This window comes from Leucobacter sp. wl10 (genome assembly GCF_003569785.1).
Taxonomy (GTDB): Bacteria; Actinomycetota; Actinomycetes; order Actinomycetales; family Microbacteriaceae; genus Leucobacter.
On record NZ_KZ983999.1, the window covers coordinates 52351 to 77709 of the forward strand.

A 25359-nucleotide genomic window follows, 5' to 3' on the forward strand; every position below is an offset into this window, starting at 1 on the left:
CATCGGCATCGGAGCGGCAGGGTAGTCTCGATCACAGCGAGCAGCGCGAGGATCGAGGAGGCCGCATGAGCGAGGGTGTGCTCGGCGGTACTGATGGTTCGAGCCCGCAAGGCGTGCTCGAACGTGCCCTCGGTGTGCTCGGATGTTTCACCGAGGACGAGCCCGAGCTCACGGCCGCCGAGATCGGGCTGCGCACGGACCTGGCGCCTTCGACGCTGCACCGGCTGCTCGGCACCCTGCTGCGGCACGGGCTGCTGGTGCGCGTGCCGGATCGCCGCTACGCCGTCGGCCCGCGCCTCTGGGAGTTCGGCGAGCTCTCCCCTCTGGCGCTGCGGCTGCGCGAGCGCACGATCCCGCACCTCATGCGGCTCTACGAGGCGACGGGCGAGAACGTGCACCTCGGCGTGCTCGACGGCGGGCCCGAGGGGGCGACCGTGCTGTACGTGGGGCGGGTGAGCGGGCGCCGCTCGATCCCCACGGTGAGTCGGTCGGGGGGTCGCGGGCCGTTGCACGCGACCGGGGTGGGCAAGGCGCTGCTCGCGTCGCGCGACGAGGAGTGGCTCGCACGCTTCTTCGCGAGGCCCCTGGAACGCGAGACCGTACACACGATCGTCGACGAGGCGGAACTGCGCGAGGAACTGCGTCTCACGCTCGCGCGCGGCTACGCTCTCACCCGCGAGGAGATGACGCTCGGCAACATCTCTGTCGCCGCCGCCCTGCCCTCGGTGCCGGGACTGCCGCCCATCGCGCTCGGTCTGGTCGTGCACATCGATCGCTTCGACGAGCGGCTCCTCGCCCGCCTGGTGCATCAGTCGGCGCGGGAGATCTTCGCCGAGGTGCGCGAGCCGTGAAGCCTCGATCCCGTGATCGCCAGTGCATCGCGTCCGCAGACCCGCTCGGCGTGGCGGGCCGAATGACGCGTATCCAGTGGACAGTGCTGCCGCAGTGAGCGGGAGGCGGTGCGCGTCTGGAGTGACCATCGGATCGCCGCCGACGCCGGGACCTCTACCGCGCCCCGCGTGGGCCCGGCGGCGGAACCGTGACACCATCGCAGAGTGAGGTGGGGATCGCCGGCATTCTCACGATTCCCACTGAGTGGGAGTCGCCCGCGTCCGTGTCGGTGGCGGGTGCCACGCTGGAGTGGATGTCCGGCCCCGTGAGGGGATCCATTCCTCGAGGGAGAGCACGATGTCCGAAGCGCAGAGCACCTCCGTCGTACCCGAGTCGCTGCTGGCGGCACCCGATCAGGCCTCGCAGTCCCGGATCGACCGCGAGACCGCGGAGCTGCACGCCGAGTATGAGCGCCGCGAGGCCGCGGGCGAGCGCCTTCCGCGGACGATCCTGAACTTCCCTCCCTACCGCTCGAGCATCCTGCGCTCGCCGACCAAGGACCCGAAGCACACGGATCCCGAGACCATCGAGCTGTGGTCGCCCGCCTTCGGGCAGCGCGATGTGAAGGCGATCGAGTCGGACCTGACCCAGGGCGGCGGCCCGGGTGAGCCGCAGGGGGAGCGCATCACGGTGCAGGGCCGTCTGCTCGACTCGTGGGGGCGCCCCGTGCGCGATCAGCTCATCGAGGTGTGGCAGGCGAGCGCGGGCGGTCGCAGGGGATCTTCCGGGCCGACGTCGACCCGCTGGAGGTACATCTGCTGATCAGCTCGTACTGCGTGTTCCAGATCGCCAACCAGCACACCTTCGGGTTCCTCTTCGGGGTGGATCTGCATGATCCGGAGCGGCGCGACCGTCTGCGCTCGCTGATCGGGGATGTTGTGGTGGCCTGGCTGAGGTCTCCGGGCTCGGGCTCTTCGGCGTAGCGTGAGGTCGAACGGCCGCGCATCTCGGCCGAGCCGGTACCGCGGGCAGGCGATAAACTGCGATGCCATGGGACAACCTCAGACAGCGATCGGCATCGACGTCGGCGGAACCGGTATCAAGGGAGCCGCGGTCGACACGCGGACGGGAGAGACGCTCACCGACCGCCACCGGGTGCCGACCCCGGCGGGCGGCAGGCCCGACGACGTGGCCCGGGAGGTCGGGGCGATGGTGTCGGCGATCCGCGCGGAGGCTCGGCGGCGCGGGATCGCGGTGCCGGACGACGCGGTCCCCGTCGGCGTCACGCTTCCGGGCGTGGTCCGCGACGGGGTGATGCGCACCGCCGCCAACGTCGACCCGGACTGGATCGGCACGGACGCCGTCGCGCTGCTCTCGGAGGCGGTCGGATCGCGCTGCCTGGTCGTGAACGACGCCGACGCGGCCGGGATCGCCGAGACCGCGTTCGGCGAGGTGCGCGGCATGCCCGGCGTGACCATGGTGCTGACCTTCGGCACCGGGATCGGCTCCGCGCTCGTCTGCGAGGGCGTCCTCGTGCCGAATTTCGAGCTCGGCCACCTCGAGCTCCACGGACACCCGGTGATCGAGCGCTACACCTCCGCCAAGGTGATCGAGCGCGAGGGCATCTCCCTCGAGGAGTGGGCCGCACGCGCGGCGCGCTACCTCGCCCACCTCGAGAAGGTGATGAACCCGGATCGCTTCGTGATCGGCGGCAGCATCAGCAAGGCGTCCGATCAGTACCTCCCGTTCCCGGGCGTCACGGCCCCCGTGGTGCCCGCGAGCTTCAGGAACAACGCGGGCATCGTGGGTGCCGCCCGCCTGGCGTACGAGGCCGCGCGATGCGGCTATCCCGCCTCGACCGGTGCGTAGTCGACGTCGTACCCGAAGTAGCGGGGGCCCACGAGCGCAAGACCCTGCTCGGTGCGCCAGCGGGGATCGCAGGGCAGGCCGATCACGGTGACCCGGAATCCGTAGCGCAGCGCCTCGGTGGTGATGGGCTCGCCGGTGTCGGCGTCGAGCACGCAGATGAGGTCGGGCACGGTCGCGACGAGACGGCCGTCGCGACGAGCGACCAGGTTCTCGTTCTGAAACTCGAGCTGCAGCCGCGAGCCCTCGTCCTTGCCGAAGCCCTCGATCGTCGAGCTGCCGCGCACGAACCCGCCCGAGGTGCTGCGCTGCGCGTCCACGACCTTGCCGCGCAGCAGCACGCGGCCCCCGAAGCGCTCCGTCACGGCTTCGGCGGGATCGCCGTGCTCGGCTCGGGTCTCGCGGATCAGGCGGCCGATGTCGCGCGCGAGCGTCACGGTGTGCGGCACTTGCGCCGTCTTCGTCTGCGCGCCCGAGTGCGGGTAGAGCGCGATCGGCGCGCCGCAGCCCATCTCGACGGTCGACACCCGCGCCAGGCGCTCCGCCCACACGTTGTCGATCGCCTCGAGCAGCACGACGTTGCCCTTGTCGTCGGCGAGCACCATCGGGGAGGCGGAGATCCCCTCGAGCGAGAACGTCACCATCTGCAGCTCGGGAAATGCGCGTCCCATGCCGTCCGCGTCGATGAGCGGCAGGCCCGTCTGCGCGGCGACCTGTATCGGCGTCATCGAGTTCAGGCCTCCGGCCTCGAAGAAGGCGATGTGGGTCACGGGGCGCCCCATCCGCCTCGATATCGCCTCGACGGCCCTCGGCAGCTCGTCGCCCGCGGGGGGCCGCTCCACGATCACCGTGGGGGCGCCCATGATGGCCACCGGCAGCACGAGGGCATCGTCGGGAACATCCGCCGGATCCAGCACCGGCACCGGCCCGTGCTGCTCGATGGCGTGCTTGGCGAGCAGGGATCCCAGGAACGGATCCCCGCCGCCGCCCGCACCGAGGATCGCCGCTCCTCGCGCGATGTCGTCGATGTCTTCGACGCGGATCGAGGCCAGCCGCCCGTTCCCGCGCATCGTCGCCCGCGCCTCGCTCATCGGGATCCTCCCAGGGCCAGTTCGCCCACGGCCTTCACGCGCACGCGCGTCACGCCGCCGGGCAGGTAGGAGATCGGGGTCTCGTCGATGTCGACGACCTCGACCGTCTTCGGATCGGCCCCCGCCGCGACGGCCTGCTCGACGGCCTCGGCCTTCGCCTCCTCGAGCGCCCGCTCGCGCGACTCCCGATCCAGCACGAACATGCGGTCGACCTCGCCGCCGGCCTGCGCTATGGCGGCGCCGATCGCGTTCGCGACGGAGGCGTGCTCGCCCGGGCGCACGACGGTGCTGAAGCCGGGGATCTCGCCGGGCACGAGCACGCCGCCGCCGCCCACGAGCACCAGCGGCGTGTCCGCGGCCGACGTGCGCATCGTGTCGGCGAGGGCGCCGATCCGCTCGGCGATCGATCCCATCGCGGCCCGCACGAGCTCGGGGTCGAGGTGGCGCACCGCCGCGCGATCGCCGATGTCCGCCGCGCCCGCGGCAACGGCGATGTCGGTGGCCGTGAGCGTCTCGCCGCCGAAGACGAGCGCCTCGGAGGGAAGACGGTAGCCGACGCTCTCGGGGCCCACCCGCGGGTTCCTCCCGTCGAGGGCCACGAGGCTGCCGCCGCCGATGCCGACCGAGACGACGTCGGGCATGCGGAAGTTGGTGCGCACCCCCGCGATGTCGACCGCGGTCGTGGCCTGCCGGGGAAAGCCCGCGACGACGGCTCCGACATCGGCCGTCGTGCCCCCGATGTCGACCACGATGCAGTCGTCGAGGCCCGAGAGCAGCGCGGCGCCCCGCATGGAGTTGGTCGGCCCCGCCGCGAAGGTGGCCACCGGGTAGCGGCGCACGTACTCGCGGTCCATGAGCGTGCCGTCGTTCTGCGACAGATACAGCGGGGCGTCGATGCCCGAGCGGTGCATCGCCTCGCCGATCGCGTCGATGGTGCGCTCGGCGACCGGCAGCAGCGCCGCGTTGATGATCGTGGCGTTCTCCCGCTCGATGAGGCCGATGCGCCCGATTTCGTGCGACAGCGAGAACGTCAGCTCGGGCAGCTCCTCGCGCAGGATCTCCGCGGCCCGCTGCTCGAGGTCGGCGTTCACCGGCGAGAAGATCGAGGTGATCGCCACCGACTCGACGTCCTCGCGCTCCAGCCGTTCGGCCAGCCGCTTCAGCTCGTCGGGATCGAGCGGCGAGATCTCCCGCCCGTCGTACTCGTAGCCGCCGTGGCACATGAAGCGGTGCCCGCCGAGGGCCGCTGCGAGGCGCTCCGGCCAGCCCGTCATCGGCGGCACCCCGGCGCCTGCGGGCAGGCCGAGGCGCACGGCCGCGGTGCGGGCGAGACCGCGCCCCTGCACCACCGCGTTGGTGAAGTGCGTCGTGCCGACGGAGACCGCCTCGACCCGATCCGGAGCGTCGGCCAGCACCGCGCGCAGCGCAGCCGTGATCCCCTCGGTCACGTCCCCCGTGGTCGGCCGCTTGGCCGAGGCGACGAGCCGGCGCCCGTGCATCAGCACCGAATCCGTGTTGGTGCCGCCTACGTCGATTCCGATGTGCATAGCTTCAGCATGCCCCGTTCAGCTGACCGTGTGCGTCAGGCTGCGGTGCGCGCACCCTCCTACGCCCTCCGCGACGCCCGGGGCTTGCCCGCGAGCCCCAGCTTGCCGAGCAGAAGGTAGACCAGGAAGGCGATCACCAGCGAGTTGATGCTCGGCACGCCGAAGGTGACGAACTTGCCCACCAGGTATCCGACCGCCCATGCGACGAGGCCCGCGGGCACCCAGCTCACCACCTTGTCGGGCAGCGCGCCGCGCTCGCGCGACTCGTCGAGTTCGGGCCGCCAGGTCTTGAGCACGTAGTAGTCGGCGATGATGATCGCCGCGATCGGAGGGAAGAGGATCCCGAGCTCCGTGAGGAAGCCCTGGAACTGATTCGCGAAGCCGAACGCCGAGAGGACCGAGCCCACCGCGCCGAGCACCACCGCGACGGTCGCGCGGTTCACGCGGCGGCGGAAGAACACCTCGACCGCGTTGGAGATGCCCAGCGAGGAGGGGTAGAGGTTCCAGTCGTTCACCTTCAGAATCGAGGCGACGAGCACGATGACGCCCAGGATGCCCGAGGAGGACTGGATGATCGCGACCACCTGGCCGGCGCTGTCCTCGGTCGCGACCTTCACGGCGTGCGCGAGCAGCACGCCGATCACGCCGACGACGTATTCGCCGAGGGTCACGCCGATGACGGTCTGCAGCACCACGTCCCGGCGGTTGCGGTTGAAGCGCGCCATGTCGGGCGTGAAGATCGCGCCGACGATGAAGCCTCCGGCGACGATCGTGGTGCCCACCGCCAGCGAGATCGGCGTGCCCGGCGGGGGCGAGTTGACGAGCGTCGCGAGGGAGTACTTCGACACCTCGACGGCGAAAGCCCACAGGGTGACGATGAGGAAGGCCGGCACGGTGACGTAGGCGACCCACTTCATGAAGTTGAAGCCGCGAGCGGTGATGATCGTGACGAGGGCGCCACCGACGAGGCACCACGCCCAGAGCGGCACCTGGGGGATGATCGAGAACAGGCCCTGCGCGAACACCTCGTTCTGCACCGCGAACCAACCCGTGAGGCTCACCGCCATCGCGACGCCGACGAGGGCCGACCCCTTGGCGCCGAACCCCGTCCACCGCGCGAGCACCGAGGTGGAGAGGCCCTCCCGCATGCCCGCGATGCCCAGGAAGATCGTCACACCCTCGAGCAGCACGGAGCCGATGGTGATCGCGAGGATCGCGCTCCAGAAGTCCATGCCCATGCCGATCATGGCGGCCAGGAAGAAGTTGCCGAGCGCTGAGAGCTGCCCGAATCGCTGCACCGCGACGGTGACCCACGAGTAGCGCGCGGACCGCGGCACCCGCGTGAGCGAGTAGTCGTCGTGGCCGAGTGCGGTCGTGGAGTCGTCGACCCGGCGCGCCGCCCCACCGGCGGAGTTCTCCGCTTCTGTGCTCATCACTGCTCCCGTTCGCCCCATTGCCGTCAGAATCGGCCGATGGTCGATTCTGCCACGGCCGCGCGCTGTGCGGGGCGGCTCTCAGAATATTGACGGATCCCGGCCCGACGGTCCCGCACGATGGGCGTAGCATGGGGCACCATGATGGATGCGGAGCGGGCAGCGGATCGGGAAGCCTGGAATCAGTGGATCGAGGCCCGGAGGCGGGCGGTCGCCGGGCCCGTCGGCAACCTCGCCCTCGTGGCGTTCCAGCCGGTCGGCGTCGACCCCGTCGATCTCCCGGGGTTTCCCGCGCAGGCCCGGCGGGAGGCCGAGGAGGCCGGCGTGCGCGTGCGTCCGACCGGCGCGGGGCTGGAGCTCGCGACGGTGGCCGCCGATGTCTGGGAGCCCGTGGACGAGGAGCGCTTCGTCGCGCGGCTCGGCGTCGACGGTCTGCCCCTGCTGCGGGCGGGCGGGCGCACCGCCGACGTCTTCAGCCTCGACGGGAGCGACTACGAGATCCGCCTGTACGACGCGGCCTCGCCCGCGCTGGCCGCGTTCGCCGGCATCTCCGCGTACGAGTACGACCCGGACTGGCGGGTGAGCGCGCGGCTCGAGGCGTACGAGGAGCACGCGCGGGTTCCGTGGGAGTTCACGCGCTCCACCGACACGGGGCACACGAAGGTCGTCCCCGGGGTGATCCGCGCCGAGATCGCGGGCCGGGGCTACGAGCTCACGGCCTTCGCCGACGGCGGCCAGCTCGTGCTGGTGTTCGCGGACGAGACGAGCGGACGCGAGTCGTACGCTCCCGGCCGCTTCCTGCGCTTCGATCCGCCCGCCGCCGACTTCTCCGGCAGCGGCGAGGTGGTGCTCGACTTCAACCGCGCCTTCATCCCGCCGTGCGGCTTCAGCGACTTCTACAGCTGCCCGATCCCTCCCGCGCAGAACCGCATCGCCGCGCCCGTGCGAGCGGGCGAGCGGCGGGTGCTCTGGAACGACCGACCGGCGGCGTCCGCCATTCCCTAGACGAGGCGGCGCACCCTGACCGACAGGCATGTGGGGCAGCCCTCGAGCTTCTCGAACTCCGAGATCGCGACCTCCGTGACCCCGTAACCCAGATCCCGCAGCAGCTCGGCCGTCTGCGGCGCCGAGGCCGAGATGAGCAGTTCGGAGCCGCCGAGGCAGACGATCGCGGTGCCGTGCGGCTCGGGCACGGGCAGGAAGCGATCGAAGATCGCCGGGTTGTCGACGAAGTCGGGGTAGCCGATGACCGTGCCGTCGGGGAGCGCGGTCACGGCGGTCTTGAGGTGCAGCACCTTCGTCACGGGCACGGCCACCACCGTGCCGCCGAGCGGAGCGAGGATGCGGCGCAGCTGCGCGATGCCCTCGGCGTTGGTGCGACCGCCGCGCCCCACGTAGACGGTGTCGCCGACCTTCAGCACGTCGCCGCCGTCGAGGGTGCCGGGCTCGCGGATCTCGGCGATCGGGCAGCCGAGCGCCTCGAGCGCGCGGCGGGTGCCGTCGGTTTCGGGCTTGCGGCTGTCGGCGCCGGGACGGCTGATCACGGCCACGTTGCGGAACATCACCACCGTATCCTCGACGAACACCGAGTCTGGGCAGTCGTCCGCGGGATCCACCTCGATCGTCTGCCAGCCGTGCGCCTCGAGCGCGTCGACGTAGCCGCGCCACTGGTCCCGCGCGCGGTCGAGGTCGACGGCGACCTTCTCGATGTGATCGACGATCCCGTCGTCGAGGAGCGGGCTGGGGCGGCGCACGAGTGCGATCTGGGACATGGCGGCGGGTTCCTCCGGTGTTCGGGTAGGCGGGGTCGGTTCGGGCGCGGGATCTTTCACCAGCGTAGCGGGCACCGGGTTATGCTGGGCGTGAGCGGGCCGGCCGCGGCCCTCACGGACGTGAGACGGGACGACAGGGTTCATGAGCAGTGAAACCGCATTGACCGAGCTTCGCGACGCCGTCGAGGCGCTCGATCCCGAGCTCAGGCCGGGCGTCGAGCGCCTGATCGGGCAGGTGGACGAGGAAGATCTCGCCGAGCGCGAGCCGCGAGACATGGTGGGCGCGGCGCAGTCGATGCGGGCGCTCGCGGCGGAGCGGGCGCCGGGCGAGACGCTCGTCTCCGTGTTCACGCCGACCCTGCGCGAGCACGGGTGGACCTCGCGCCGCACCATCGTCAACATCTGCACCGACGACTCGCCGTTCCTCGTCGACTCGGTCGCGGCCGCGGTCGCGCGGCAGGGGCTCAGCGTGCACCTGCTCATGCACCCGGTGATGTCGGTGCGCCGCGACGACGAGGGGGCGCTGCTCGAGGTCGACGCGCACGGCGGCCAGCTGGAGTCGTGGATCCACCTGGAGGTCGACCGGGTGCCCACGGAGGAGGGCCGCGCGGAGCTCGAGGAGCGGCTGCGCAGAGTGCTCGGCGACGTGCACGCGGCGGTGAACGACTGGCAGGCGATGCGCCGCGCCTGCCTCGACATCGTGACCGATCTGCGCACGGCGGCCCCGCCGACCGTCGACCGCGCCGAGATCGGCCCGACGGTCGAGTTTCTGAACTGGCTCGCGGAGGACAACTTCACGTTCCTCGGCTATCGCGAGCACGCGCTCGAGACCGATGAGGACGGCGACGAGGCGCTCCGCCCCCTGCCGCACACCGGCCTCGGCATCCTGCGCAAACCGACCACGGCGGTCGCCAAGCTGCGCCCGGAGGCGCAGCGCACGGCCCGCGACCCTCGACTGCTCACCATCACCAAGGCCAACTCGCGGGCCACCGTGCACCGCGACACCTACCTCGACTACATCGGAGTGCGCACCTTCGACGAGGCGGGCAACGTGACCGGTGAGCGCCGGTTCCTGGGCATGTTCACCTCGGTCGCCTACGCGTCGTCCGTGCTGACCCTGCCCATCGTCGCGACCAAGGTGCGGGCGGTGCTCGGCGCGTCCGGGTTCCCCCCGAACTCCCACTCGGGCAAGGATCTGCTGCAGGTGCTCGAGCAGTACCCCCGCGACGAACTGTTCCAGGACACGCCCGAGCATCTGCTCGCCGTCGCCGGGGAGGTGAGTCGGCTGCGCGAGAGACGGCGCGCGCGCATCTTCCTGCGCCCCGACGAGTTCGGCCGGTTCGTCTCGGCGCTCGTGTTCCTGCCGCGGGATCGCTACAACACGACCGTCCGGCTGCGCGTCGAGGCGCTGCTGCGGGAGGCCTTCGGCGCGGAGCAGGTGGACCACACCACGCGGGTCGGCGACTCCCCGCTCGCGCAACTGCACTTCGTCGTGCGCGTGCCGAAGGGCGAGTCCGTCCCCGACGTGCCCGAGGCCGAGCTGCAGTCGCAGCTCGAGGCGGCGATCCGCAGCTGGGATCAGGCGTTCGTCGACGCGCTGCACGAGGCCCGCGACGAGCTGGAGGCCGCGAAGCTGCTCAGCCGGTACGGCAACGCCTTCCCCGAGTCGTACAAGGAGTACGTTCCGCCGCACGAGGCGCTCGGCGACGTGGCCCTGCTCGAGAGCCTGGAGCGGGGGGCGGAGTTCGCGGTGCACCTCTACACCCCCGAGGACGAGGATCCGGCGAAGCGCTTCCTCACGCTGGTCTCCCACCGGCAGTACCCGCTGACCCGTGTGCTCCCGCTGCTCACCGACCTGGGCGTGGACGTGGTCGACGAGCGGCCCAACACCATCTCCCTCCCGGGCGGCGGCACCAGATACATCTCCGACTTCGGCCTCGTCGTGGCCGACGAGGCGCTGTGGGGCGACGCCGAGTGGGGCACGGAGTTCACGGAGGCGTTCAGGGCGGTGTGGACGGGCGCGGCCGAGAGCGACCGGCTGAACGCGCTCGTGCTGCTCGCCGGGCTCGGCTGGCGCCAGATCGTGATCCTGCGCGCCATCAGCATGTATCTGCGGCAGATCGGCTCGGCCTTCTCGGTCGAGTACATCGAGCAGGCGCTGATCGCGAATCCCGGCATCGCCGCCGACCTGGTGCGCCTGTTCGAGGCGCGGTTCGATCCCGATGCCGTGGGCGACCGGGAGGCCCGCACCGCCGAGCTCGGCGAATCGCTGCGACGCGCGCTCGACGAGGTGTCGAGCCTCGACCACGACCGGATCCTGCGCTCGATCATCGGCGTCATCGAGGCGACCTGGCGTACCAACTTCTATCAGTCCGCGGCCGACGGGCCGCCGAAGCCGTGGGTGTCGATGAAGCTCGACTGCGCGCGCGTGCCCGGCCTGCCCAAGCCGCACCCGATGGCCGAGATCTGGGTGTACTCGCCCGAGGTGGAGGGCGTGCACCTGCGCTTCGGCAAGGTCGCCCGCGGGGGCCTGCGCTGGAGCGACCGGCGCGAGGACTTCCGCACCGAGGTGCTCGGACTCGTGAAGGCGCAGATGGTCAAGAACGCCGTGATCGTGCCGACCGGCTCCAAGGGCGGCTTCGTGGCGAAGCGGCTGCCGTCGCCGAGCGATCGCGCCGCGTGGCTCGAGGGCGGCAGGGCCGCGTACCGCACGTTCATCCGCGGGCTGCTCGACATCACCGACAACCGCGACGGCGCGGAGATCCTGCCCCCCGATCGGGTGGTGCGCCACGACGGCGACGATCCCTACCTCGTGGTCGCGGCCGACAAGGGCACGGCGTCCTTCTCCGACGCCGCGAACAGCATTTCCGAGGAGTACGGCTTCTGGCTGGGCGACGCCTTCGCATCGGGCGGCTCGGCCGGCTACGACCACAAGGGCATGGGGATCACGGCCCGCGGCGCCTGGGAGTCGGTCAAGCGGCACTTCCGCGAGCTGGGGCACGACACCCAGGCGCAGGACTTCACCGCGGTCGGCATCGGCGACATGTCTGGGGACGTGTTCGGCAACGGCATGCTGCTCTCGGAGCACATCCGGCTCGTCGCGGCCTTCGACCACCGCCACGTCTTCGTGGACCCGGATCCCGACGCGGCATCCTCGTTCGCGGAGCGCAGGCGGCTCTTCGAGCTGCCCGGATCCTCGTGGGACGACTACGACCGCTCGCTCATCTCCGCGGGCGGCGGCGTGTTCCCGCTCTCCGCGAAGTCGATCCCGGTGAGCCCGGAGATGGCCGCGGCGCTGGGCCTCGCCGGCGGTGCGGGATCGCTCACCCCCGCCGAGCTGAAGCGGGCGGTGCTGCTGGCACCCGTGGACCTGCTCTGGAACGGGGGCATCGGCACCTACGTCAAAGCCGGCGCCGAGACGAACGCCGAGATCGGCGACCGCGGCAACGACGCGATCCGCGTGGACGGCGACGAGTTGCGGGTGCGCGTGGTCGGAGAGGGCGGAAACCTCGGCGTCTCGCAGCGCGGCCGCATCGAGGCGGCGCTCTCGGGCGTGCGGATCAACACCGACGCGATCGACAACTCGGCGGGCGTCGGCACCTCCGACAGAGAGGTGAACATCAAGATCCTGCTGGGCGCGGTCGAGCGCTCCGGCCGGCTCGACCGCGGGGCCCGCAACGAGCTGCTGCGCTCGATGACCGACGAGGTGGCGGCGCAGGTGCTGCGCGACAACTACGAGCAGAACGTGCTGCTGGGCAACTCGCGCGAGAACGCCGCCGACATGCTGCCCTCGCACGCGCGCCTCATCGAGTGGCTCGAGCAGCGGGACGAGCTCGACCGCGATCTGGAGTTCCTGCCGAGCCCCTCCGAGATCCAGACCCGCGTCGCCGAACGACGCGGCCTGACCCGCCCCGAGTTCGCGGTGCTCGTCGCCTATGCCAAGCTCGCGCTCAAGACCGACCTCGCGGTGACCGCGCTCGCCGACGATCCGTGGTTCGCGCGCACGCTCGCCGAGTACTTCCCGGGACCCATCCGCGAGGCCTACGACGATGATCTCGCCGCGCACCCGCTGCGCTCGGAGATCGTCGTCAACTCGGTGGTCAACTCGATGGTCAATCGGGGCGGCATCACCTTCGCCTACCGCGCGGCCGACGAGACGGGAGCCTCGAGCGAGCAGATCGCCCGCGCATACGTCGTGGCGCGGGAGGTCTTCGACCTGCGCGGCTTCGTCGTCGCGGTGGAGGCCACCGACAACGCGGTGCCCACGGCGGTGCAGACCGACCTGTACCTCAGCTTCCGCCGCCTGCTCGACCGGGCCACGCGCTGGTTCGTGCAGCATCGCAGCGAACGCGTCGACATCGGCGCCGAGATCGAGCTGTTCCGGGATCCGGTCTCGCGGCTCTACTCTGAGCTGGGAGCGCTGCTGCAGGGCGACGAGCTGCGGCGCTTCGACGCCCGGGCGCTCGAGCTCGAGGAGGCGGGGGTGCCGGCCGAGCTGGCGCGGCGCGGGGCCGGCCTGCTGGCGTCGCTGCCGCTGCTCGACATCGCGGAGCAGTCGCGCCTGCGCGGCTGGGACCTCGACGAGGTGGCCGCGGTGTACTTCGACCTCTCCTCGCGCATGCGCTTCGACGACCTGCTGAGCGGGGTGACGGCGCTGCCGCAGGACGATCGCTGGGGCTCGATGGCGCGCGCCGCCATGCGCGACGACCTGTACGCGGTGATGATCGAGCTGACCGTGTCGGTGCTCGAGCAGACGGAGGCCGGCGATGCCGGGCAGCGCATCGACGCCTGGCTCGAGCGGGTGAAGGCCTCCGGGCGCCGCGTGCTCGAGGAGGCGCTCGACGCGGTGTGCTCCGACGCGCAGGCCGGTCTCGCCACACTGTCGGTCGCGCTGCGGCGGCTGCGCTCGCTCGTGCGCTGAGGGGCCGGAAGCCGGCGGAGCGCAGCGGATTCGCCGACACCCCCTCAGGAAGGAGAATCGAAATGTGCGCGCACCGCATTCCCGTCATCCACCCCTTCTCTGCCAACCCCGACTACGACTTCGAGATCCGCGCTGCCGTCGGGCGCACCGCGGCCGGAGCCGGCTCGCCCGGCGAGATCCTCGCGGCGACCGAGGGGGTGCGCAGGAAGGACCACGAGGGCTGGTTCGAGGCCTGGTCGGGGCTGGGTGATCGCACCGCCGCCGTCGCCGCCGAGGCGGCGGGGAAGGGTCACCGGGTCAGCGCCGCAGAGGCGTATCTGCGTGCCTCCGCCTACTACTCGGTCGCCGTCAACGCGCTCAGCGCGCTCGACGACACGGATCGCCTGCAGCCCATGTTCGCGCGGCAGCAGCGCGCCTGGGAGGGGTTCCTCGCCCACACCTCGGCGAACGCGACCGCGATCGAGATCCCCTACGAGGCGGGCAGCCTTCCCGGGATCTTCTTCCGCGCCTCAGGCGGCACCGATCCCGCGCAGACCGCCCCGACGCTGATCGCGGTCAACGGCAGCGACGGTTCGATGGCGGGGATCTGGTCCGAGTGCGTCGAGCCCGCCCTGAAGCGCGGATACAACGCCGTGGTGTTCGACGGGCCCGGTCAGCAGAGCCGGCTCTTCGAGGAGAACATCCCGTTCCGCCCCGACTGGGAGCACGTGCTCACCCCGGTGCTCGACGCCGTCCTCGCGTTCGACGGCGTGGACGCGGAGCGCGTCGCCGTGTATGGCGTCAGTCAAGGAGGCTACTGGGTGGCGCGCGCCCTCGCCTTCGAGCACCGCTTCGCCGCCGCGATCACCGACCCCGGCATCGTGGATGTCTCGACCTCGTGGACGACGCACCTGCCGCACGGCCTGCTCAAGCAGCTCGACGACGGCGATGTCGAGAAGTTCGACCGGGAGATGGCCCTCGGCCTCAAGTTCTCGCCCGAGACCGCCCGCACCTGGCGGTTCCGGGCGCGCCCGTACGGCACCACCGGCTACGGCGAGACCATCCGGGCCGTGCGCGCCTACACGGTCGCCGACGTCGCCTCGCGGATCACCACGCCCCTGCTGATCCTGTCGCCCGAGAACGAGCAGTTCTGGCCCGGCCAGGCCGAGCAGCTCGCCGCGCTCGCCCCCTCGGTCTCGACCGTGATCCGCTTCACCGCGGCCGAGGGCGCGGACGGGCACTGCCAGCCCCTGGCCCGCGCCGTGACGGCGCAGCGCATGTTCGACTGGCTCGACGAGCGGCTCGCCGTCTGAGCCGAACGGGCGGGAACCCTCTCCGAATCTCCCGATCAAAATACTCCGTATCGTAACTGTTATCTTCAGTGGAGCAAATCGGCCTTTACATTGGCGAACTCGCCCGTTACTCTGATGAGAGTTCGTAGATAGGACGTATACAAACTAATATCGAGACTGCTGGCCTGAAGCGGTCGACGACTCAAGGGAGAGGTTCATGCTGAAACTACGGAAGGCGGCGGTCGCCGCGTTCGCGATCACCGTCGCGCTGTTGACGAGCGCCTGCTCGGGGGCGGCCCCCGGTGGGGGATCCGACGGTCCGTCGCAGGGGGCCGGTGAGGAGGCCGTGCTCGACGAGATCACCGTCGCATCGATCGATGTGGACGGGACCATCCCGCTCCTCATCGCCGTCGACGAGGGCATCTTCGAGAAGCACGGCATCAAAGCGACGACCACGATGTCCCCGGCCTTCGACGGCACGCTCGCCGCCGTGATGAACGGCCAGGCGCAGATCGGCTTCGCCGCCTCGCCGCCCATGATCCGCGCCATCGCGAAGGACGCCCCGATCCGCGCCGTCGCTCAGACCGCGGTCATCAGCGGCGAGGAGGCCCAGGCGAGCGTCGTGACCATGGATCCCGAGATCACCGGCCCGCTCGATCTCATCGGCAAGAGCGTCGCGGTCTCGTCGCTGAACGACCTGGCCTCCATCGGCATCCGCCTCGCGGTGGCCAAGGCGGGCGGCAACCCCGACGACGTGAAGCTGGTCGAGCTCCCGGGGCCGCAGCGCCTCGCCGCACTGCAGGAGGGCAAGATCGACGCGGGCATCTTCATCGGCGCCTCCGCGCTGGGTGCGCTCGCCACTGAGGGCGTGCACCTCGTCTTCCAGTACACCGAGGCGTTCCCCTCGGGCAGCCCGCTCGACATGTACTTCTCGCGGGCCGACTACATCGAGCAGAACGCCGATCTGCTGGAGCGCTTCCGCGCGGCGATGGCGGAGGCCTCCGAGTTCGCCAATGAGAACCCGGACGCGGTGCGCGAGCACCTGCGCACGCTGATGGCCGACGTGCCCGATCAGCTCGCCGTGGTCGACGAGCTGGAGCTGACCGACTACCGCACCGACATCGACGTGGAGGCCTTCGACGGGCTGGTGGAAGCCATGCAGCAGTACGGCGACCTCGATGCCGCCGTCACCGCCGAGCAGTTCTTCTCGTTCCAGAACGGCGAGTAGGCCGCGCGGAGTCCGATGATGAAGAGAGGAAGAGCGGTACTGCTCGGCGCAGTCGGCGTCGTCGGCGCCCTGGTGCTGTGGGAGCTGATCTCGCGACTCGGGATCGTCTCCGAGCTGTCGCTCCCGCCCGCCTCGACGGTGCTCGAGCGGCTCGCCAAGGAGCTCGGGCGCAGCGCGACATGGACTGCCACGGCGATCACGCTGATGCAGGCCGTGGTCAGCATCGTGCTCTGCACGGTGATCGCCGTGCCGCTCGGGATCCTGATCGGGCGCGTGCCGGCTGTCGACCGCTACACGCGCTCGACGATCGACTTCCTGCGGGCCATGCCCGGGATCGCGCTCGTGCCGCTCTTCCTCCTGTTCATCGGCGCCACCAGCGAGATGGTGATCTTCCTCGCTTCGTTCGCGGCCATCTGGCCGCTGCTGATCCAGGTCATCGAGGGGGCTCGGTCGGTGGAGGAGCTCGCGCTCAACATGGCGCGCGGGTACCGGCTGAGCCGGGGGCGGCAGTTCTTCCGGGTGGTGCTGCCCGCGACGATGCCGAGCATCGTCACGGGCCTCCGCCTCGCCACCACCGTGGCGCTGCTGGTCTCGATCGGGGCGGGGCTGCTCTCCGGAGCACCCGGTGTCGGGCAGCTCATCGCCGTGGCGAACGTCAACGCCGACGGGCTCGGGGTCTTCGCCTTCTCGCTGTGGTCGGGAGTACTGGGCATCGCGGTGCTGACAGTGCTCCGGGTCACGGAGGGGCGCCTCCTCGCCTGGCACTACGCGCGCGTGCAGATGGAAAGGGCGGCATGATGAGAAACTTGCTCGGATCACCGGTGTTCTCCTATCTCGCGCTGCCCGTGCTGCTGCTCGTCGCGGTATCGGTCTACGCGAGCCTCAGCACCAACATCTTCATCTCCTCGCCCGCGGAGGTGGGGCAGCGTTTCGCCGAGTGGTGGCCGGTGGGATGGCGGCGGGATCTGCTGCCGAGCATGATCAACGTGGCCGTCGGCTTCGGCTTCGCCGTGGTGTTCGGGATCCTGGGCGGCCTGCTGCTCGGCGTCTCGCGCACGCTCCGCGAGATCTTCACCCCCATCATCGACTTCATCCGCGCGATCCCCGACGCGGCGATCGTGCCGGTGCTGCTGCTCATCTTCGGGCTGGGGCCGGGAACGCGCATGCTGGTGGTCTTCCTGAGCGCGGTCTGGCCGATCCTGATCGGCACCATGGACGGTGCTCAGGCGATCGACCCTCGGCAGCGGGAGATGGCGCGGGCGTTCAGGGTGCCGCGGCTGCGGCACTTCTTCAAGGTGATCCTGCCCGCGACCAGCCCGCAGATCCTCGCCGGCGTCAAGATCGGCCTCTCGGTATCGTTCATCGTCGTCATCATCAGCGAGATGTTCGGCTCGACTGAGGGCATCGGCCACTTCGTGATCGCGTCGCAGCGGCAGTTCGACATCGCGGGCGTCTGGGTCGGCACGCTGGTCATCGCGACCATCGGATATCTGCTCAACACCGCGTTCTCGCTGCTCCAGCGACGCATCCTGCACTGGCACTCGTCGACGAGGAGTGCCTCATGACCCCTGGCGAGTTCGGACTCGGTGAGGAGAACAACATGGCTACAAGCGAGGGCACCGCCCCCGGTGCGATCCTCGAGGCGGTCGGCCTGACCAAGGCCTACGGCAGCGGGGATCGCGAGAGGACGATCCTGGCCGACGTGAACTTCGCGCTGGCGGAGCAGGAGTTCGTGTGCGTGGTCGGCCACTCGGGCACGGGCAAGACGACGCTGCTCAGATGCCTGACCGGGCTGCTGAGCCCGACGGCAGGGGAGGTGCGGTTCCGGGGGCAGCGCGTGTCGTCGCCCCCGGAGGGGCTCGCGATCGTCTTCCAGGACTACTCGCGCTCGCTGCTGCCCTGGCTCTCGGTGGAGCACAACATCGGCCTCCCGCTCGAGGGCAAGGGGATCTCGCGCGAGGACCAGGCGGAGCGGATCGCGCACGCCGTGACGGCGGTCGGCCTCTCGGGGCACGAGCGCAAGCTTCCCCACGAGCTCTCCGGCGGCATGCAGCAGCGCGTGGCCATTGCGCGCGCCCTGGCCTACCAGCCGTCGGTGCTCGTGATGGACGAGCCGTTCGCGAGCGTCGACGCGCAGACGCGCGCCGAACTGGAGGACCTCACACTGCAGCTCCGCAAGGAGTACCGGACCTCCGTGCTGCTCGTCACCCACGATGTGGATGAGGCGGTCTACCTGGGCGACCGGGTGGTCGTGATCGGAGGCGCGCCGGCCAGGGTCGTCCGCGTCGAGGAGACGCGGCTCGGACGGGAGCGGGATCAGATCGAGACGAAGATGCTGCCGCGGTTCGCCGAGGTCCGCGCCGAGATACTGCGGGAGATCCGCGATCGATCGGCGCGCACCACCCCCACGGAACTCCTGAGGGCGACCCTCGGTGGCAAAGGAACAGACGGAACGAGAGAACGGAGCGCCCGCTGATGGAATCCCGCGCGAGTGACACCGCGATGGAGTCGCAGGACGACTTCTCGCTGACCGACCCCACCTGGGCGTTCATGCTCCGGCTGCGCCGGATGACGCAGCTCTACACCGCCTCGTGGGTGCGCCTGGTGTCGGCCGAGGTGACATCGACCCAGTTCGGCGTGATGAACTTCCTCGAACGCTTCCCCGGCGAGAGCCAGAAGGACATCGGCGCGCACCTCTCGATGGACAAGTCGAACATGACCGACGTCGTCAACCGCCTGACGAGGCGCGGGCACGTGCGCGTGCTGAAGGACGCGAACGATCAGCGCCGCAACGTGCTCATGCTCACGAAGGAGGGGCAGCGAGTGCTCGCCGAGCTGACGCCGCTGGTGCACCACCTGCGCGCGGAGGCGTTCCAGACCTTCTCCGCGGAGGAGCGGCTCCTGTTCCTGGGGGGCATGGACCAGCTGATCGCCAGGCTCGAGCAGATCGTGAAGGCGGAGTCATGACGTTCGCAGCAGCGCCGGGCCGGAAACGGCTCGAGGGGGTGACCTACTGCGACGCCGAGCGGGTCGCCGAGGGGCTGACGCTGATCGCGGGGAGCTGGGGCGGGCAGAGCGTGCACCTCGTCGACGAGGACGGCACCGAGGTGCACGAGTGGCAGCTGCCCTGGCCTCCCGGGCTCGGACAGGATCTCAGCCCGCACGGCACGCTGATCGCGAACGGCAAGGTGCGGGATCAGCACCCGTTCCTCAGCGGACTCCCGTTCCAGGGGGGCGCCATCGCCGAGTTCTCCTGGTCGGGCGAGCGCCTCTGGGAGGTGCGCTACTCGGGCCATCATCACGACGGGATCCTGCTCGCGAACGGCAACGTTATGGTGCTCGGCATCGCCCGGGTGCCGGAGGAGATCGCGGCTCGGGTGCGGGGCGGGATCGGGGAGGCCTCAGAGCCGATGTGGGTCGACACCCTCGTCGAGCTCACCAAGGGCGGCGAGGCGGTCTGGGAGTGGATCGGTCACGAGCATCTCGACCCGGAGATCGACGTCATCGGGCCGGGCGCGATGGACCGGAGCGAGTGGACGCACGGGAACGGGATCGTGGAGCTGCCGGACGGAGACCTGCTGGTGAGCGCCCGACAGATCTCGACGGTGCTCCGCATCTCGCGCAGCACCGGCGGGATCACGCACCGCTACGGCGCGGCGACCCTCGCCGGGCAGCACTCCCCGTGGCTCACGGACGCGGGCACCCTGCTCGTCTTCGACAACGGCTTCAACCGGCAGGACGGGTGGCCCCCGTACTCGCGGCTCGTCGAGTTCGATCTCGCCACCGGCGAGGAGGTCTGGGAGTACACCGACCCGGTGCGCTGGGAGATGTTCAGCGCGCTCCAGTCATCCGCTCAGCGCCTGGAGAACGGCAACACGCTCGCCTGCGAGGGGCTCACCGGACGCGTGTTCGAGGTGACCGGATCCGGGGAGCTCGTCTGGGAGTACGTCAACCCTCATCTGGTGTTCCGCGCCGGCGAGACGAGCGGGATCCAGTCCAACCGGATGTTCAGGGCGCGGAAGTACCCGCGCTCGCGCTTCAGCGGATCCGGGGCCGGCGCCGCGGAGGACCGCGAATGAGGCTGGTGATGCTCGGCACCGCCGGAGGGCCGCGGCCGGTCGTGAAGCGGGCAGCGCCCGCGCAGGCGGTCCTGTACCGGGGCGAGGTGCATGTCATCGACTGCGGCAACGGCGTCGCGCGGCAGATGGCGATGGCCGGCATTTCGCGCAGGGACCTGACGGCGACCTACATCACCCACCACCACGCCGACCACATGCTCGATCTCGGCGCCCTGCCGCTCATCGCGTGGACCGACGGATGCGAGAACGTCATCGACATCTACGGCCCGCCGGGGACGGCCTCGATGACCGAGGACTTCCTGAGCATGGCCTGGCCCGAGATCGAGGCCCGGACGGCGACCACCGGGCGGCGGGCGTTCCCGGAGATGCTGCGGAACACGGATGTGCCGGAGGCGCGGGTGATCCGCGACGAGAACGGCCTGCGGGTGTCGACCGTGCTCGTCGACCACCCTCCGTTCGAGGTCGCGCTCGGCTACCGCTTCGACAGCGACGAGGGATCGGTGGTCTTCTCCGGGGACACCCGGTTCAGCCCGAGCCTCGTCGAGCTGGCCCGGGGTGCCGATGTGCTCGTGCACGAGGCGATCTTTCCCGAGGCGCTCGCGGCGCAAGCGGAGGGATCGAAGGCGGAGACGCTGATCGAGCACTTGACGAGCTGCCACACGACGGCGGCGGACGCCGGTCGCGCGGCCCGGGAGGCGGGGGTGGGCACGCTCGTGCTCTCGCACCTCGTGCCCGGCTCGGACGTCGTGAGCGACGAGATGTGGCGGGAGGCCGCGGCGTCGGACTTCGACGGCAGGATCGTCGTGGCCCGGGATCTGCAGGAGATCGGCCTGCGCTGAGCGGGCGGTGAGAGACAGGAAGAGCGATATGGAAGGGGAATCGAGATGAGCAGGAGCGCGGTGCGCACCGGCCTGGCGCCGGTGCACGGGGCGGAGCTGTACTACGAGATCCGAGGGGAGGGAGCGCCGCTGCTCCTCATCCCCGGCGCGAGCGGCGACGCAGGCATGTACGAGCGGGCGGCCGAGGCGCTCGCGGGCGACTTCGCGGTGATCACCTACGATCGCCGCGGGAACTCCCGCAGCGCGGCGCGGGGAGGAGTCGGGCCGACGAGCATCGATGAGCACGGCGACGATGCCGCGGGGCTCATCTCGGCGGTCGGCCTGGGGCCCGCCTTCGTGTTCGGCAACAGCAGCGGCGCGACGATCGCGATGAACCTCTGCCTGCGCCACCCCGAGGTGCTGCGAGGCGTGGTGGCGCACGAGCCGCCCAAGATCGGAACGCTGCCCAACCGGGACGAGTTCCTGCAGGGGCTGAAGGACCGGATGGAGGCGGCCGTGGTGAGGGGAGGTTACGAGGAGGCGGTCGAGGACTTCCACGGCTGGCTCGTGGGGGACGACAGCGGAGTGCCGACGCCGGAGGGGCTTCGCGAGCGCGTTCGCGGCAACGGGGAGCAGTGGGTGCGGCACGAGCTCGGGGTGCTCGACCGCTACGACGCGCCGCAGGCACTCATCGAGGCCCGCAGCACCCCCCTGCTCTTCGGGGTCGGCACGACCGGGGGCACCGAGGAGCACATCGAGCTCCTCGGCACGTACCGCAGCAGCCTCGCCGAACTCGCCGAGCAGTACGGCGCCGAGCTCCTCGATTTCACCGGCGCCCACGTGCCCTACGAGACGATCCCCGAGCAGTTCGGCATCGAGCTCCGGGCCGCGATCGCGCGGTTCGCCTAGGACCGTTCGCGGCGCGTCTCGAGCGCCGTTCGCGAGCGCCGATTCCGAGCATCGACCCCCGAACATCGAAAGGACAGGATCGTGGACGACACGCAGATCACCACCCAGGCCGAGGTGGAGAACGCCATGCAGCCCGAGGACACTCCGGAGCTGCGGGAGCTCTACCGCGGCTTCGAGGAGCAGCACCTCATCCCGCTGTGGACCCAGCTCGACGACCTCATGCCGATGACCCCCGCGCCGAAGGCCGTGCCCTGGCTGTGGCGGTGGGATCGACTGCAGCCGCTGGCCGAGCGCGCCGGAGATCTCATCCCGGTGGGTCGCGGCGGCGAGCGGCGGGCCATCGGGCTCGCCAACCCCGGCCTCGGCGGCAGGGCGTACATCTCTCCGACGCTGTGGGCCGCGATCCAGCAGCTCGGGCCCCGGGAGACGGCTCCGGAGCACCGGCACTCCCAGAACGCATTCCGGTTCGTCACCTCCGGTTCCGGCGTGTGGACCGTCGTCAACGGAGACCCGGTGCGCATGAGCCGCGGCGACTTCCTGCTGACGCCGGGCTGGAACTTCCACGGCCACCACAACGAGACCGACGAGTCGATGACCTGGATCGACGGCCTCGACATCCCCTTCGCGCAGCAGCTCGACACGGGCTTCTTCGAGTTCGGCACCGAGCGGGTGACCGACTACGCCACTCCGGACTTCTCCCGCGGCGAGCGCCTGTGGTGCCACCCTGGGCTGCGACCGCTCTCGGCCCTGCAGAACACGGTGTCGAGCCCCATCGGCGCCTACCGCTGGGAGCACACGGATGCGGCGCTGACCGATCAGCTGCTGCTCGAGGACGAGGGGTACCCGGCCACTTCCGAGCCCGGTCACGCGGCGGTCCGCTTCGTCAACCCGACCACCGGCGGAGACGTCATGCCGACGATCCGCGCGCAGTTCCACCGCTTCCGCCCGGGGGTCCGATCCGCGCCGCGGCGCGAGGTGGGGTCGAACGTGTTCCAGATCTTCGAGGGCGAGGGTGTGGTCCAGCTCGACGGCGTCGAGCATCGTGTTGGCCACGGCGACATCTTCGTGGCGTCCAGCTGGTGCCGCTACACGATCCGGGCCGAGACGGCGCTCGACGTCTTCCACTTCAGCGACACCCCAATCTTCGAGGGGCTCGGCCTCCACCGGCTCCAGATCGAGGGAGAAGACCGATGAAGCTCGCCACGATCCGGGTCGACGGCTCCACCCGCGCCGCGCGCATCGACGGCGAGCTCGCCACCGTGCTCGAGGACTTCGCGGATGTCGGTGCGGTCCTCGCCTCCGACGGCCTCTCGCGAGCCGCCGAGGCGACCGGCCGCACCCTGCCCGCCGCCGATCTCGACTTCGCCCCCGTCGTCGTGAACCCCGGCAAGATCGTGTGCGTCGGGCTGAACTACCGAGCGCACATCCTCGAGATGGGGCGGCCGCTGCCCGACTTCCCCGTGTTGTTCGCGAAGTTCTCGGACAGCCTGCTCGGCGCGGGCGACGATATCCCGCTCCCGCCCGAGAGCGAGAGCATCGACTGGGAGGGCGAGCTCGCCGTCGTGATCGGCAGCACCGTGCGACGCGCGAGCGCGGAGCATGCGGCGGAGGCGATCGCCGGGTACACGATCGCGAACGACGTCTCGATGCGCGACTGGCAGTTCCGCACCCGCGAGTGGCTGCAGGGCAAGATGTGGGAGGCCTCGACCCCGCTCGGACCGGTGCTCGCCACTCCGGACGAGATCCCCGCGGACGCGCACCTCGTCACCGCCGTGAACGGGATCGAGAAGCAGCGCAGCGATGTGCACGACCTCGTGCACGATCCCGCGGGGCTCGTCGCCTACGTCTCCACGATCACCACGCTCAGGCCGGGCGACGTGATCCTCACCGGCACCCCGGGCGGGGTCGGGCACGCCCGTGATCCGCGGGAGTATCTCGCGGAGGGCGACGTCGTCGCGGTCTCGATCGACGGCATCGGAACGCTGAGCAATCGCGCGGTCGCCGAGGACCGGCCATGACCGCCGTGCAGCAGCCGGTGCTGACGGCGGAGCAGCTCGAGCTGCGCGCTCGCCTGGGCGCCGGCGCTCGCTACGACGCCGCGGCCGCACCCCACGAGGATCTGCTGCTCGCGCGCCAGGGCACCGCCTACTTCCTGCGCAAGCTGCAGGAGCTGCGCGACCAGGACTTCGACGCCCCCAGCCGGCTCGACGGCTGGTCGCACCGTCACCTCATCGCGCATGTCGGCTACAACGCCCGGGGGCTCGCCCGGCTCGTCGAGTGGGCGCGCACCGGAGTCGAGACGCCGATGTACACCTCAGCGGAGCAGAGGGAGCGCGAGATCGTGCACGGAGCGACGCTTCCGGACCGGGCCCTGCGTCACCTCGTCGATCACGCGGTCGTCCACCTGAACGTGGAGTGGCGGGATCTCGAGGACGCGCAGTGGGACCATCGGGTGACCACCGCGCAGGGGCGGGAGGTGCCCGTGCGGGAGACGGCGTGGATGCGCGCCAGGGAGGTGTGGGTGCACGCGGCCGACCTGGGCAGCGGGGGATCGTTCGACGATCTGCCGCCCGCGCTGCTCGACCGCCTCATCGACGACGTCCTCGCCGCGTGGCGCCGCCGCGGCGAGGAGATCTCGCTGACCGTGGCGGCCACCGATCGGAGCGGCGACCGTCACGTGCGCGCCCTGGGCGACGGAGGGCCCGAGGTCTCGGGAACCGCCGCCGCGATCGCCGGGTGGCTCGCGCGCGGGGAGGCGCATGGGCTGCGCTGCTCGTCCGGCGAGGTTCCCGCGGTGCCGCGCTGGTTCTGATCCCGGCGGTGCGGCGGACCCGCTCCCGGCCGTCGAGCGCCCGGCCGATCCCGCGCCGCAGAGATTACACTGAGGCCATGGCGGCAGAGTCGGAACCTCGGACCGGGACCGGGTACCCCGCCGAGCGCACCAAGGCCTTCGTCGACGCGGTCGTCGCCATCGCCCTGACGCTGCTGATCCTGCCGCTCATGGAGAGCGTGAGCGGTGCGGCGGCCGCGGGCGACGGCGCGCTCGGGTGGCTGGCCGAGCACGGCGGCCCGCTGCTGAACTTCGGGCTGAGCTTCGTGCTCATCGCCATGTTCTGGATGATCCACCACCGCCTCTTCGCGGGCGTCGCCCGCGTCACCCCGATCCTCATGTGGCTGCTCGTCGCGTGGATGCTCACGATCGTCTGGCTGCCGGTCGCCACGGCGATCGCGGGGCGGATGAACGACGACGACGCCGTCGCCAAGACGCTCTACATCGGCAGCCTGGCCCTCACTGCGCTGATGTCCCTCGTGGTCCGCGTCTACCTGCGCGCGCATCCGGCGCTGCACACCGTGAGCCGGCGCGAGTTGCTGACGGGCGTGGCGGTCGACGTCTCGCTGGTGCTGCTGTTCGGGGTCGCGCTGGCCGCGGCGCTCCTGATCCCCGGAATCGGCTACTACGCGCTGTTCGTGATGGCGCTCTCGGGCGTCGTGCAGAAGGCGCTGGGAAAGATGCTTCGCGCCGATCCCTAGCGCAAACACGAGGCCTGCGATAAACTTGAGTCATCATCACTCAAGTTTGTGTTCGCCCCGCT

General features: G+C 70.7%; 23 protein-coding genes. 19 read left to right on the forward strand and 4 right to left on the reverse strand.

Features of this window, described 5'->3' with window-relative positions; translation table 11 throughout:
* The first annotated feature begins 65 nt into the window (after positions 1–65).
* The 4 genes from D1J51_RS12225 to ppgK all read left to right on the forward strand — a co-directional run bounded on the left by D1J51_RS12225 (position 66) and on the right by ppgK (position 2700).
* Positions 66–851, forward strand: a complete 786-nt coding sequence (locus D1J51_RS12225) for an IclR family transcriptional regulator (protein ID WP_119075595.1) — start codon at positions 66–68, stop codon at positions 849–851.
* A 337-nt stretch (positions 852–1188) separates the two neighbouring features.
* On the forward strand, positions 1189–1653 hold the full coding sequence (locus D1J51_RS12230; RefSeq protein WP_119075596.1) for a dioxygenase family protein: 465 nt from the start codon (positions 1189–1191) through the stop codon (positions 1651–1653).
* Positions 1581–1814, forward strand: coding sequence for a hypothetical protein (locus D1J51_RS17980; RefSeq protein WP_240423213.1), 234 nt, complete (start codon positions 1581–1583; stop codon positions 1812–1814). The genes D1J51_RS12230 and D1J51_RS17980 overlap by 73 nt, the downstream gene beginning before the upstream one ends.
* A gap of 67 nt (positions 1815–1881) precedes the next feature.
* Positions 1882–2700, forward strand: a complete 819-nt coding sequence (gene ppgK, locus D1J51_RS12235; RefSeq protein ID WP_119075598.1) for a polyphosphate--glucose phosphotransferase — start codon at positions 1882–1884, stop codon at positions 2698–2700.
* Here ppgK and D1J51_RS12240 read toward each other — a convergent pair.
* The 3 genes from D1J51_RS12240 to D1J51_RS12250 are packed head-to-tail and all read right to left on the reverse strand — an operon-like array spanning position 2676 to position 6768.
* On the reverse strand, positions 2676–3788 hold the full coding sequence (locus D1J51_RS12240) for a DUF917 domain-containing protein (protein WP_205547882.1): 1113 nt from the start codon (positions 3786–3788) through the stop codon (positions 2676–2678). The two genes, ppgK and D1J51_RS12240, sit on opposite strands and share 25 nt — an antisense overlap.
* Complete coding sequence (locus D1J51_RS12245; RefSeq protein ID WP_119075599.1) at positions 3785–5335, reverse strand: hydantoinase/oxoprolinase N-terminal domain-containing protein; 1551 nt, start codon at positions 5333–5335, stop codon at positions 3785–3787. Before D1J51_RS12245 ends, D1J51_RS12240 begins: the two co-directional genes overlap by 4 nt.
* 59 nt (positions 5336–5394) lie before the next feature.
* Positions 5395–6768: a purine-cytosine permease family protein gene (locus tag D1J51_RS12250; protein ID WP_119075601.1), complete on the reverse strand. Its 1374-nt coding sequence runs from the start codon at positions 6766–6768 to the stop codon at positions 5395–5397.
* Positions 6769–6909: 141 nt separating this feature from the next.
* On the opposite strand from D1J51_RS12250, the gene D1J51_RS12255 reads away from it, so the two are divergent.
* Entirely contained in the window at positions 6910–7773 is an 864-nt protein-coding gene (locus D1J51_RS12255) for a DUF1684 domain-containing protein (RefSeq protein WP_240423215.1), read from the forward strand.
* On the opposite strand, the gene ddaH is transcribed toward D1J51_RS12255, so the two are convergent.
* Positions 7770–8540 (reverse strand): dimethylargininase, encoded by a 771-nt coding sequence (ddaH, locus tag D1J51_RS12260; protein ID WP_119075604.1) that lies wholly within the window; start codon positions 8538–8540, stop codon positions 7770–7772. The two genes, D1J51_RS12255 and ddaH, sit on opposite strands and share 4 nt — an antisense overlap.
* Positions 8541–8682: 142 nt before the next feature.
* Here ddaH and D1J51_RS12265 point away from each other — a divergent pair, with 142 nt between their 5' ends.
* The 14 genes from D1J51_RS12265 to D1J51_RS12330 all read left to right on the forward strand — a co-directional run bounded on the left by D1J51_RS12265 (position 8683) and on the right by D1J51_RS12330 (position 25297).
* Entirely contained in the window at positions 8683–13461 is a 4779-nt protein-coding gene (locus tag D1J51_RS12265) for an NAD-glutamate dehydrogenase (RefSeq protein ID WP_119075606.1), read from the forward strand.
* A gap of 62 nt (positions 13462–13523) precedes the next feature.
* Positions 13524–14753: an alpha/beta hydrolase family protein gene (locus D1J51_RS12270; RefSeq protein WP_119075608.1), complete on the forward strand. Its 1230-nt coding sequence runs from the start codon at positions 13524–13526 to the stop codon at positions 14751–14753.
* A gap of 196 nt (positions 14754–14949) precedes the next feature.
* Complete coding sequence (locus D1J51_RS12275) at positions 14950–15960, forward strand: ABC transporter substrate-binding protein (protein ID WP_119075610.1); 1011 nt, start codon at positions 14950–14952, stop codon at positions 15958–15960.
* Positions 15961–15978: 18 nt separating this feature from the next.
* On the forward strand, positions 15979–16758 hold the full coding sequence (locus D1J51_RS12280) for an ABC transporter permease (protein WP_162903809.1): 780 nt from the start codon (positions 15979–15981) through the stop codon (positions 16756–16758).
* A gap of 8 nt (positions 16759–16766) precedes the next feature.
* On the forward strand, positions 16767–17525 hold the full coding sequence (locus tag D1J51_RS12285; protein ID WP_205547883.1) for an ABC transporter permease: 759 nt from the start codon (positions 16767–16769) through the stop codon (positions 17523–17525).
* Positions 17522–18436, forward strand: coding sequence for an ABC transporter ATP-binding protein (locus tag D1J51_RS12290; protein ID WP_240423217.1), 915 nt, complete (start codon positions 17522–17524; stop codon positions 18434–18436). The genes D1J51_RS12285 and D1J51_RS12290 overlap by 4 nt, the downstream gene beginning before the upstream one ends.
* Positions 18436–18927, forward strand: a complete 492-nt coding sequence (locus D1J51_RS12295) for a MarR family winged helix-turn-helix transcriptional regulator (protein ID WP_119075614.1) — start codon at positions 18436–18438, stop codon at positions 18925–18927. The genes D1J51_RS12290 and D1J51_RS12295 overlap by 1 nt, the downstream gene beginning before the upstream one ends.
* Positions 18924–20039, forward strand: coding sequence for an aryl-sulfate sulfotransferase (locus D1J51_RS12300; protein ID WP_119075616.1), 1116 nt, complete (start codon positions 18924–18926; stop codon positions 20037–20039). The genes D1J51_RS12295 and D1J51_RS12300 overlap by 4 nt, the downstream gene beginning before the upstream one ends.
* A complete protein-coding gene (locus tag D1J51_RS12305; protein WP_119075618.1) occupies positions 20036–20878 on the forward strand; it encodes an MBL fold metallo-hydrolase in 843 nt (280 codons plus the stop codon). Before D1J51_RS12300 ends, D1J51_RS12305 begins: the two co-directional genes overlap by 4 nt.
* Before the next feature lie 45 nt (positions 20879–20923).
* A complete protein-coding gene (locus tag D1J51_RS12310) occupies positions 20924–21766 on the forward strand; it encodes an alpha/beta fold hydrolase (RefSeq protein ID WP_119075620.1) in 843 nt (280 codons plus the stop codon).
* Between the two features lie 126 nt (positions 21767–21892).
* On the forward strand, positions 21893–22960 hold the full coding sequence (locus D1J51_RS12315) for a cupin domain-containing protein (RefSeq protein ID WP_119075665.1): 1068 nt from the start codon (positions 21893–21895) through the stop codon (positions 22958–22960).
* Entirely contained in the window at positions 22957–23784 is an 828-nt protein-coding gene (locus D1J51_RS12320) for a fumarylacetoacetate hydrolase family protein (RefSeq protein ID WP_119075622.1), read from the forward strand. Before D1J51_RS12315 ends, D1J51_RS12320 begins: the two co-directional genes overlap by 4 nt.
* A complete protein-coding gene (locus D1J51_RS12325) occupies positions 23781–24578 on the forward strand; it encodes a maleylpyruvate isomerase family mycothiol-dependent enzyme (RefSeq protein WP_119075624.1) in 798 nt (265 codons plus the stop codon). The genes D1J51_RS12320 and D1J51_RS12325 overlap by 4 nt, the downstream gene beginning before the upstream one ends.
* A gap of 77 nt (positions 24579–24655) precedes the next feature.
* The gene (locus tag D1J51_RS12330) at positions 24656–25297 is read left to right on the forward strand and encodes a TMEM175 family protein (RefSeq protein ID WP_119075626.1); all 642 of its coding nucleotides are present in this window, start codon (positions 24656–24658) and stop codon (positions 25295–25297) included.
* The last annotated feature ends 62 nt before the right edge of the window (positions 25298–25359 follow it).

Excerpts from the sequence above, each read along its gene's own strand:
- D1J51_RS12225 (WP_119075595.1), top strand. The coding sequence starts at position 66 with ATGAGCGAGGGTGTGCTCGGCGGTACTGATGGTTCGAGCCCGCAAGGC.
- D1J51_RS12230 (WP_119075596.1), top strand. The coding sequence starts at position 1,189 with ATGTCCGAAGCGCAGAGCACCTCCGTCGTACCCGAGTCGCTGCTGGCG.
- ppgK (WP_119075598.1), top strand. The coding sequence starts at position 1,882 with ATGGGACAACCTCAGACAGCGATCGGCATCGACGTCGGCGGAACCGGT.
- D1J51_RS12240 (WP_205547882.1), bottom strand. The coding sequence starts at position 3,788 with ATGAGCGAGGCGCGGGCGACGATGCGCGGGAACGGGCGGCTGGCCTCG.
- D1J51_RS12245 (WP_119075599.1), bottom strand. The coding sequence starts at position 5,335 with ATGCACATCGGAATCGACGTAGGCGGCACCAACACGGATTCGGTGCTG.
- D1J51_RS12250 (WP_119075601.1), bottom strand. The coding sequence starts at position 6,768 with ATGAGCACAGAAGCGGAGAACTCCGCCGGTGGGGCGGCGCGCCGGGTC.
- D1J51_RS12255 (WP_240423215.1), top strand. The coding sequence starts at position 6,910 with ATGATGGATGCGGAGCGGGCAGCGGATCGGGAAGCCTGGAATCAGTGG.
- ddaH (WP_119075604.1), bottom strand. The coding sequence starts at position 8,540 with ATGTCCCAGATCGCACTCGTGCGCCGCCCCAGCCCGCTCCTCGACGAC.
- D1J51_RS12265 (WP_119075606.1), top strand. The coding sequence starts at position 8,683 with ATGAGCAGTGAAACCGCATTGACCGAGCTTCGCGACGCCGTCGAGGCG.
- D1J51_RS12270 (WP_119075608.1), top strand. The coding sequence starts at position 13,524 with ATGTGCGCGCACCGCATTCCCGTCATCCACCCCTTCTCTGCCAACCCC.
- D1J51_RS12275 (WP_119075610.1), top strand. The coding sequence starts at position 14,950 with ATGCTGAAACTACGGAAGGCGGCGGTCGCCGCGTTCGCGATCACCGTC.
- D1J51_RS12280 (WP_162903809.1), top strand. The coding sequence starts at position 15,979 with ATGAAGAGAGGAAGAGCGGTACTGCTCGGCGCAGTCGGCGTCGTCGGC.
- D1J51_RS12290 (WP_240423217.1), top strand. The coding sequence starts at position 17,522 with ATGACCCCTGGCGAGTTCGGACTCGGTGAGGAGAACAACATGGCTACA.
- D1J51_RS12295 (WP_119075614.1), top strand. The coding sequence starts at position 18,436 with ATGGAATCCCGCGCGAGTGACACCGCGATGGAGTCGCAGGACGACTTC.
- D1J51_RS12300 (WP_119075616.1), top strand. The coding sequence starts at position 18,924 with ATGACGTTCGCAGCAGCGCCGGGCCGGAAACGGCTCGAGGGGGTGACC.
- D1J51_RS12305 (WP_119075618.1), top strand. The coding sequence starts at position 20,036 with ATGAGGCTGGTGATGCTCGGCACCGCCGGAGGGCCGCGGCCGGTCGTG.
- D1J51_RS12310 (WP_119075620.1), top strand. The coding sequence starts at position 20,924 with ATGAGCAGGAGCGCGGTGCGCACCGGCCTGGCGCCGGTGCACGGGGCG.
- D1J51_RS12315 (WP_119075665.1), top strand. The coding sequence starts at position 21,893 with ATGCAGCCCGAGGACACTCCGGAGCTGCGGGAGCTCTACCGCGGCTTC.
- D1J51_RS12320 (WP_119075622.1), top strand. The coding sequence starts at position 22,957 with ATGAAGCTCGCCACGATCCGGGTCGACGGCTCCACCCGCGCCGCGCGC.
- D1J51_RS12325 (WP_119075624.1), top strand. The coding sequence starts at position 23,781 with ATGACCGCCGTGCAGCAGCCGGTGCTGACGGCGGAGCAGCTCGAGCTG.
- D1J51_RS12330 (WP_119075626.1), top strand. The coding sequence starts at position 24,656 with ATGGCGGCAGAGTCGGAACCTCGGACCGGGACCGGGTACCCCGCCGAG.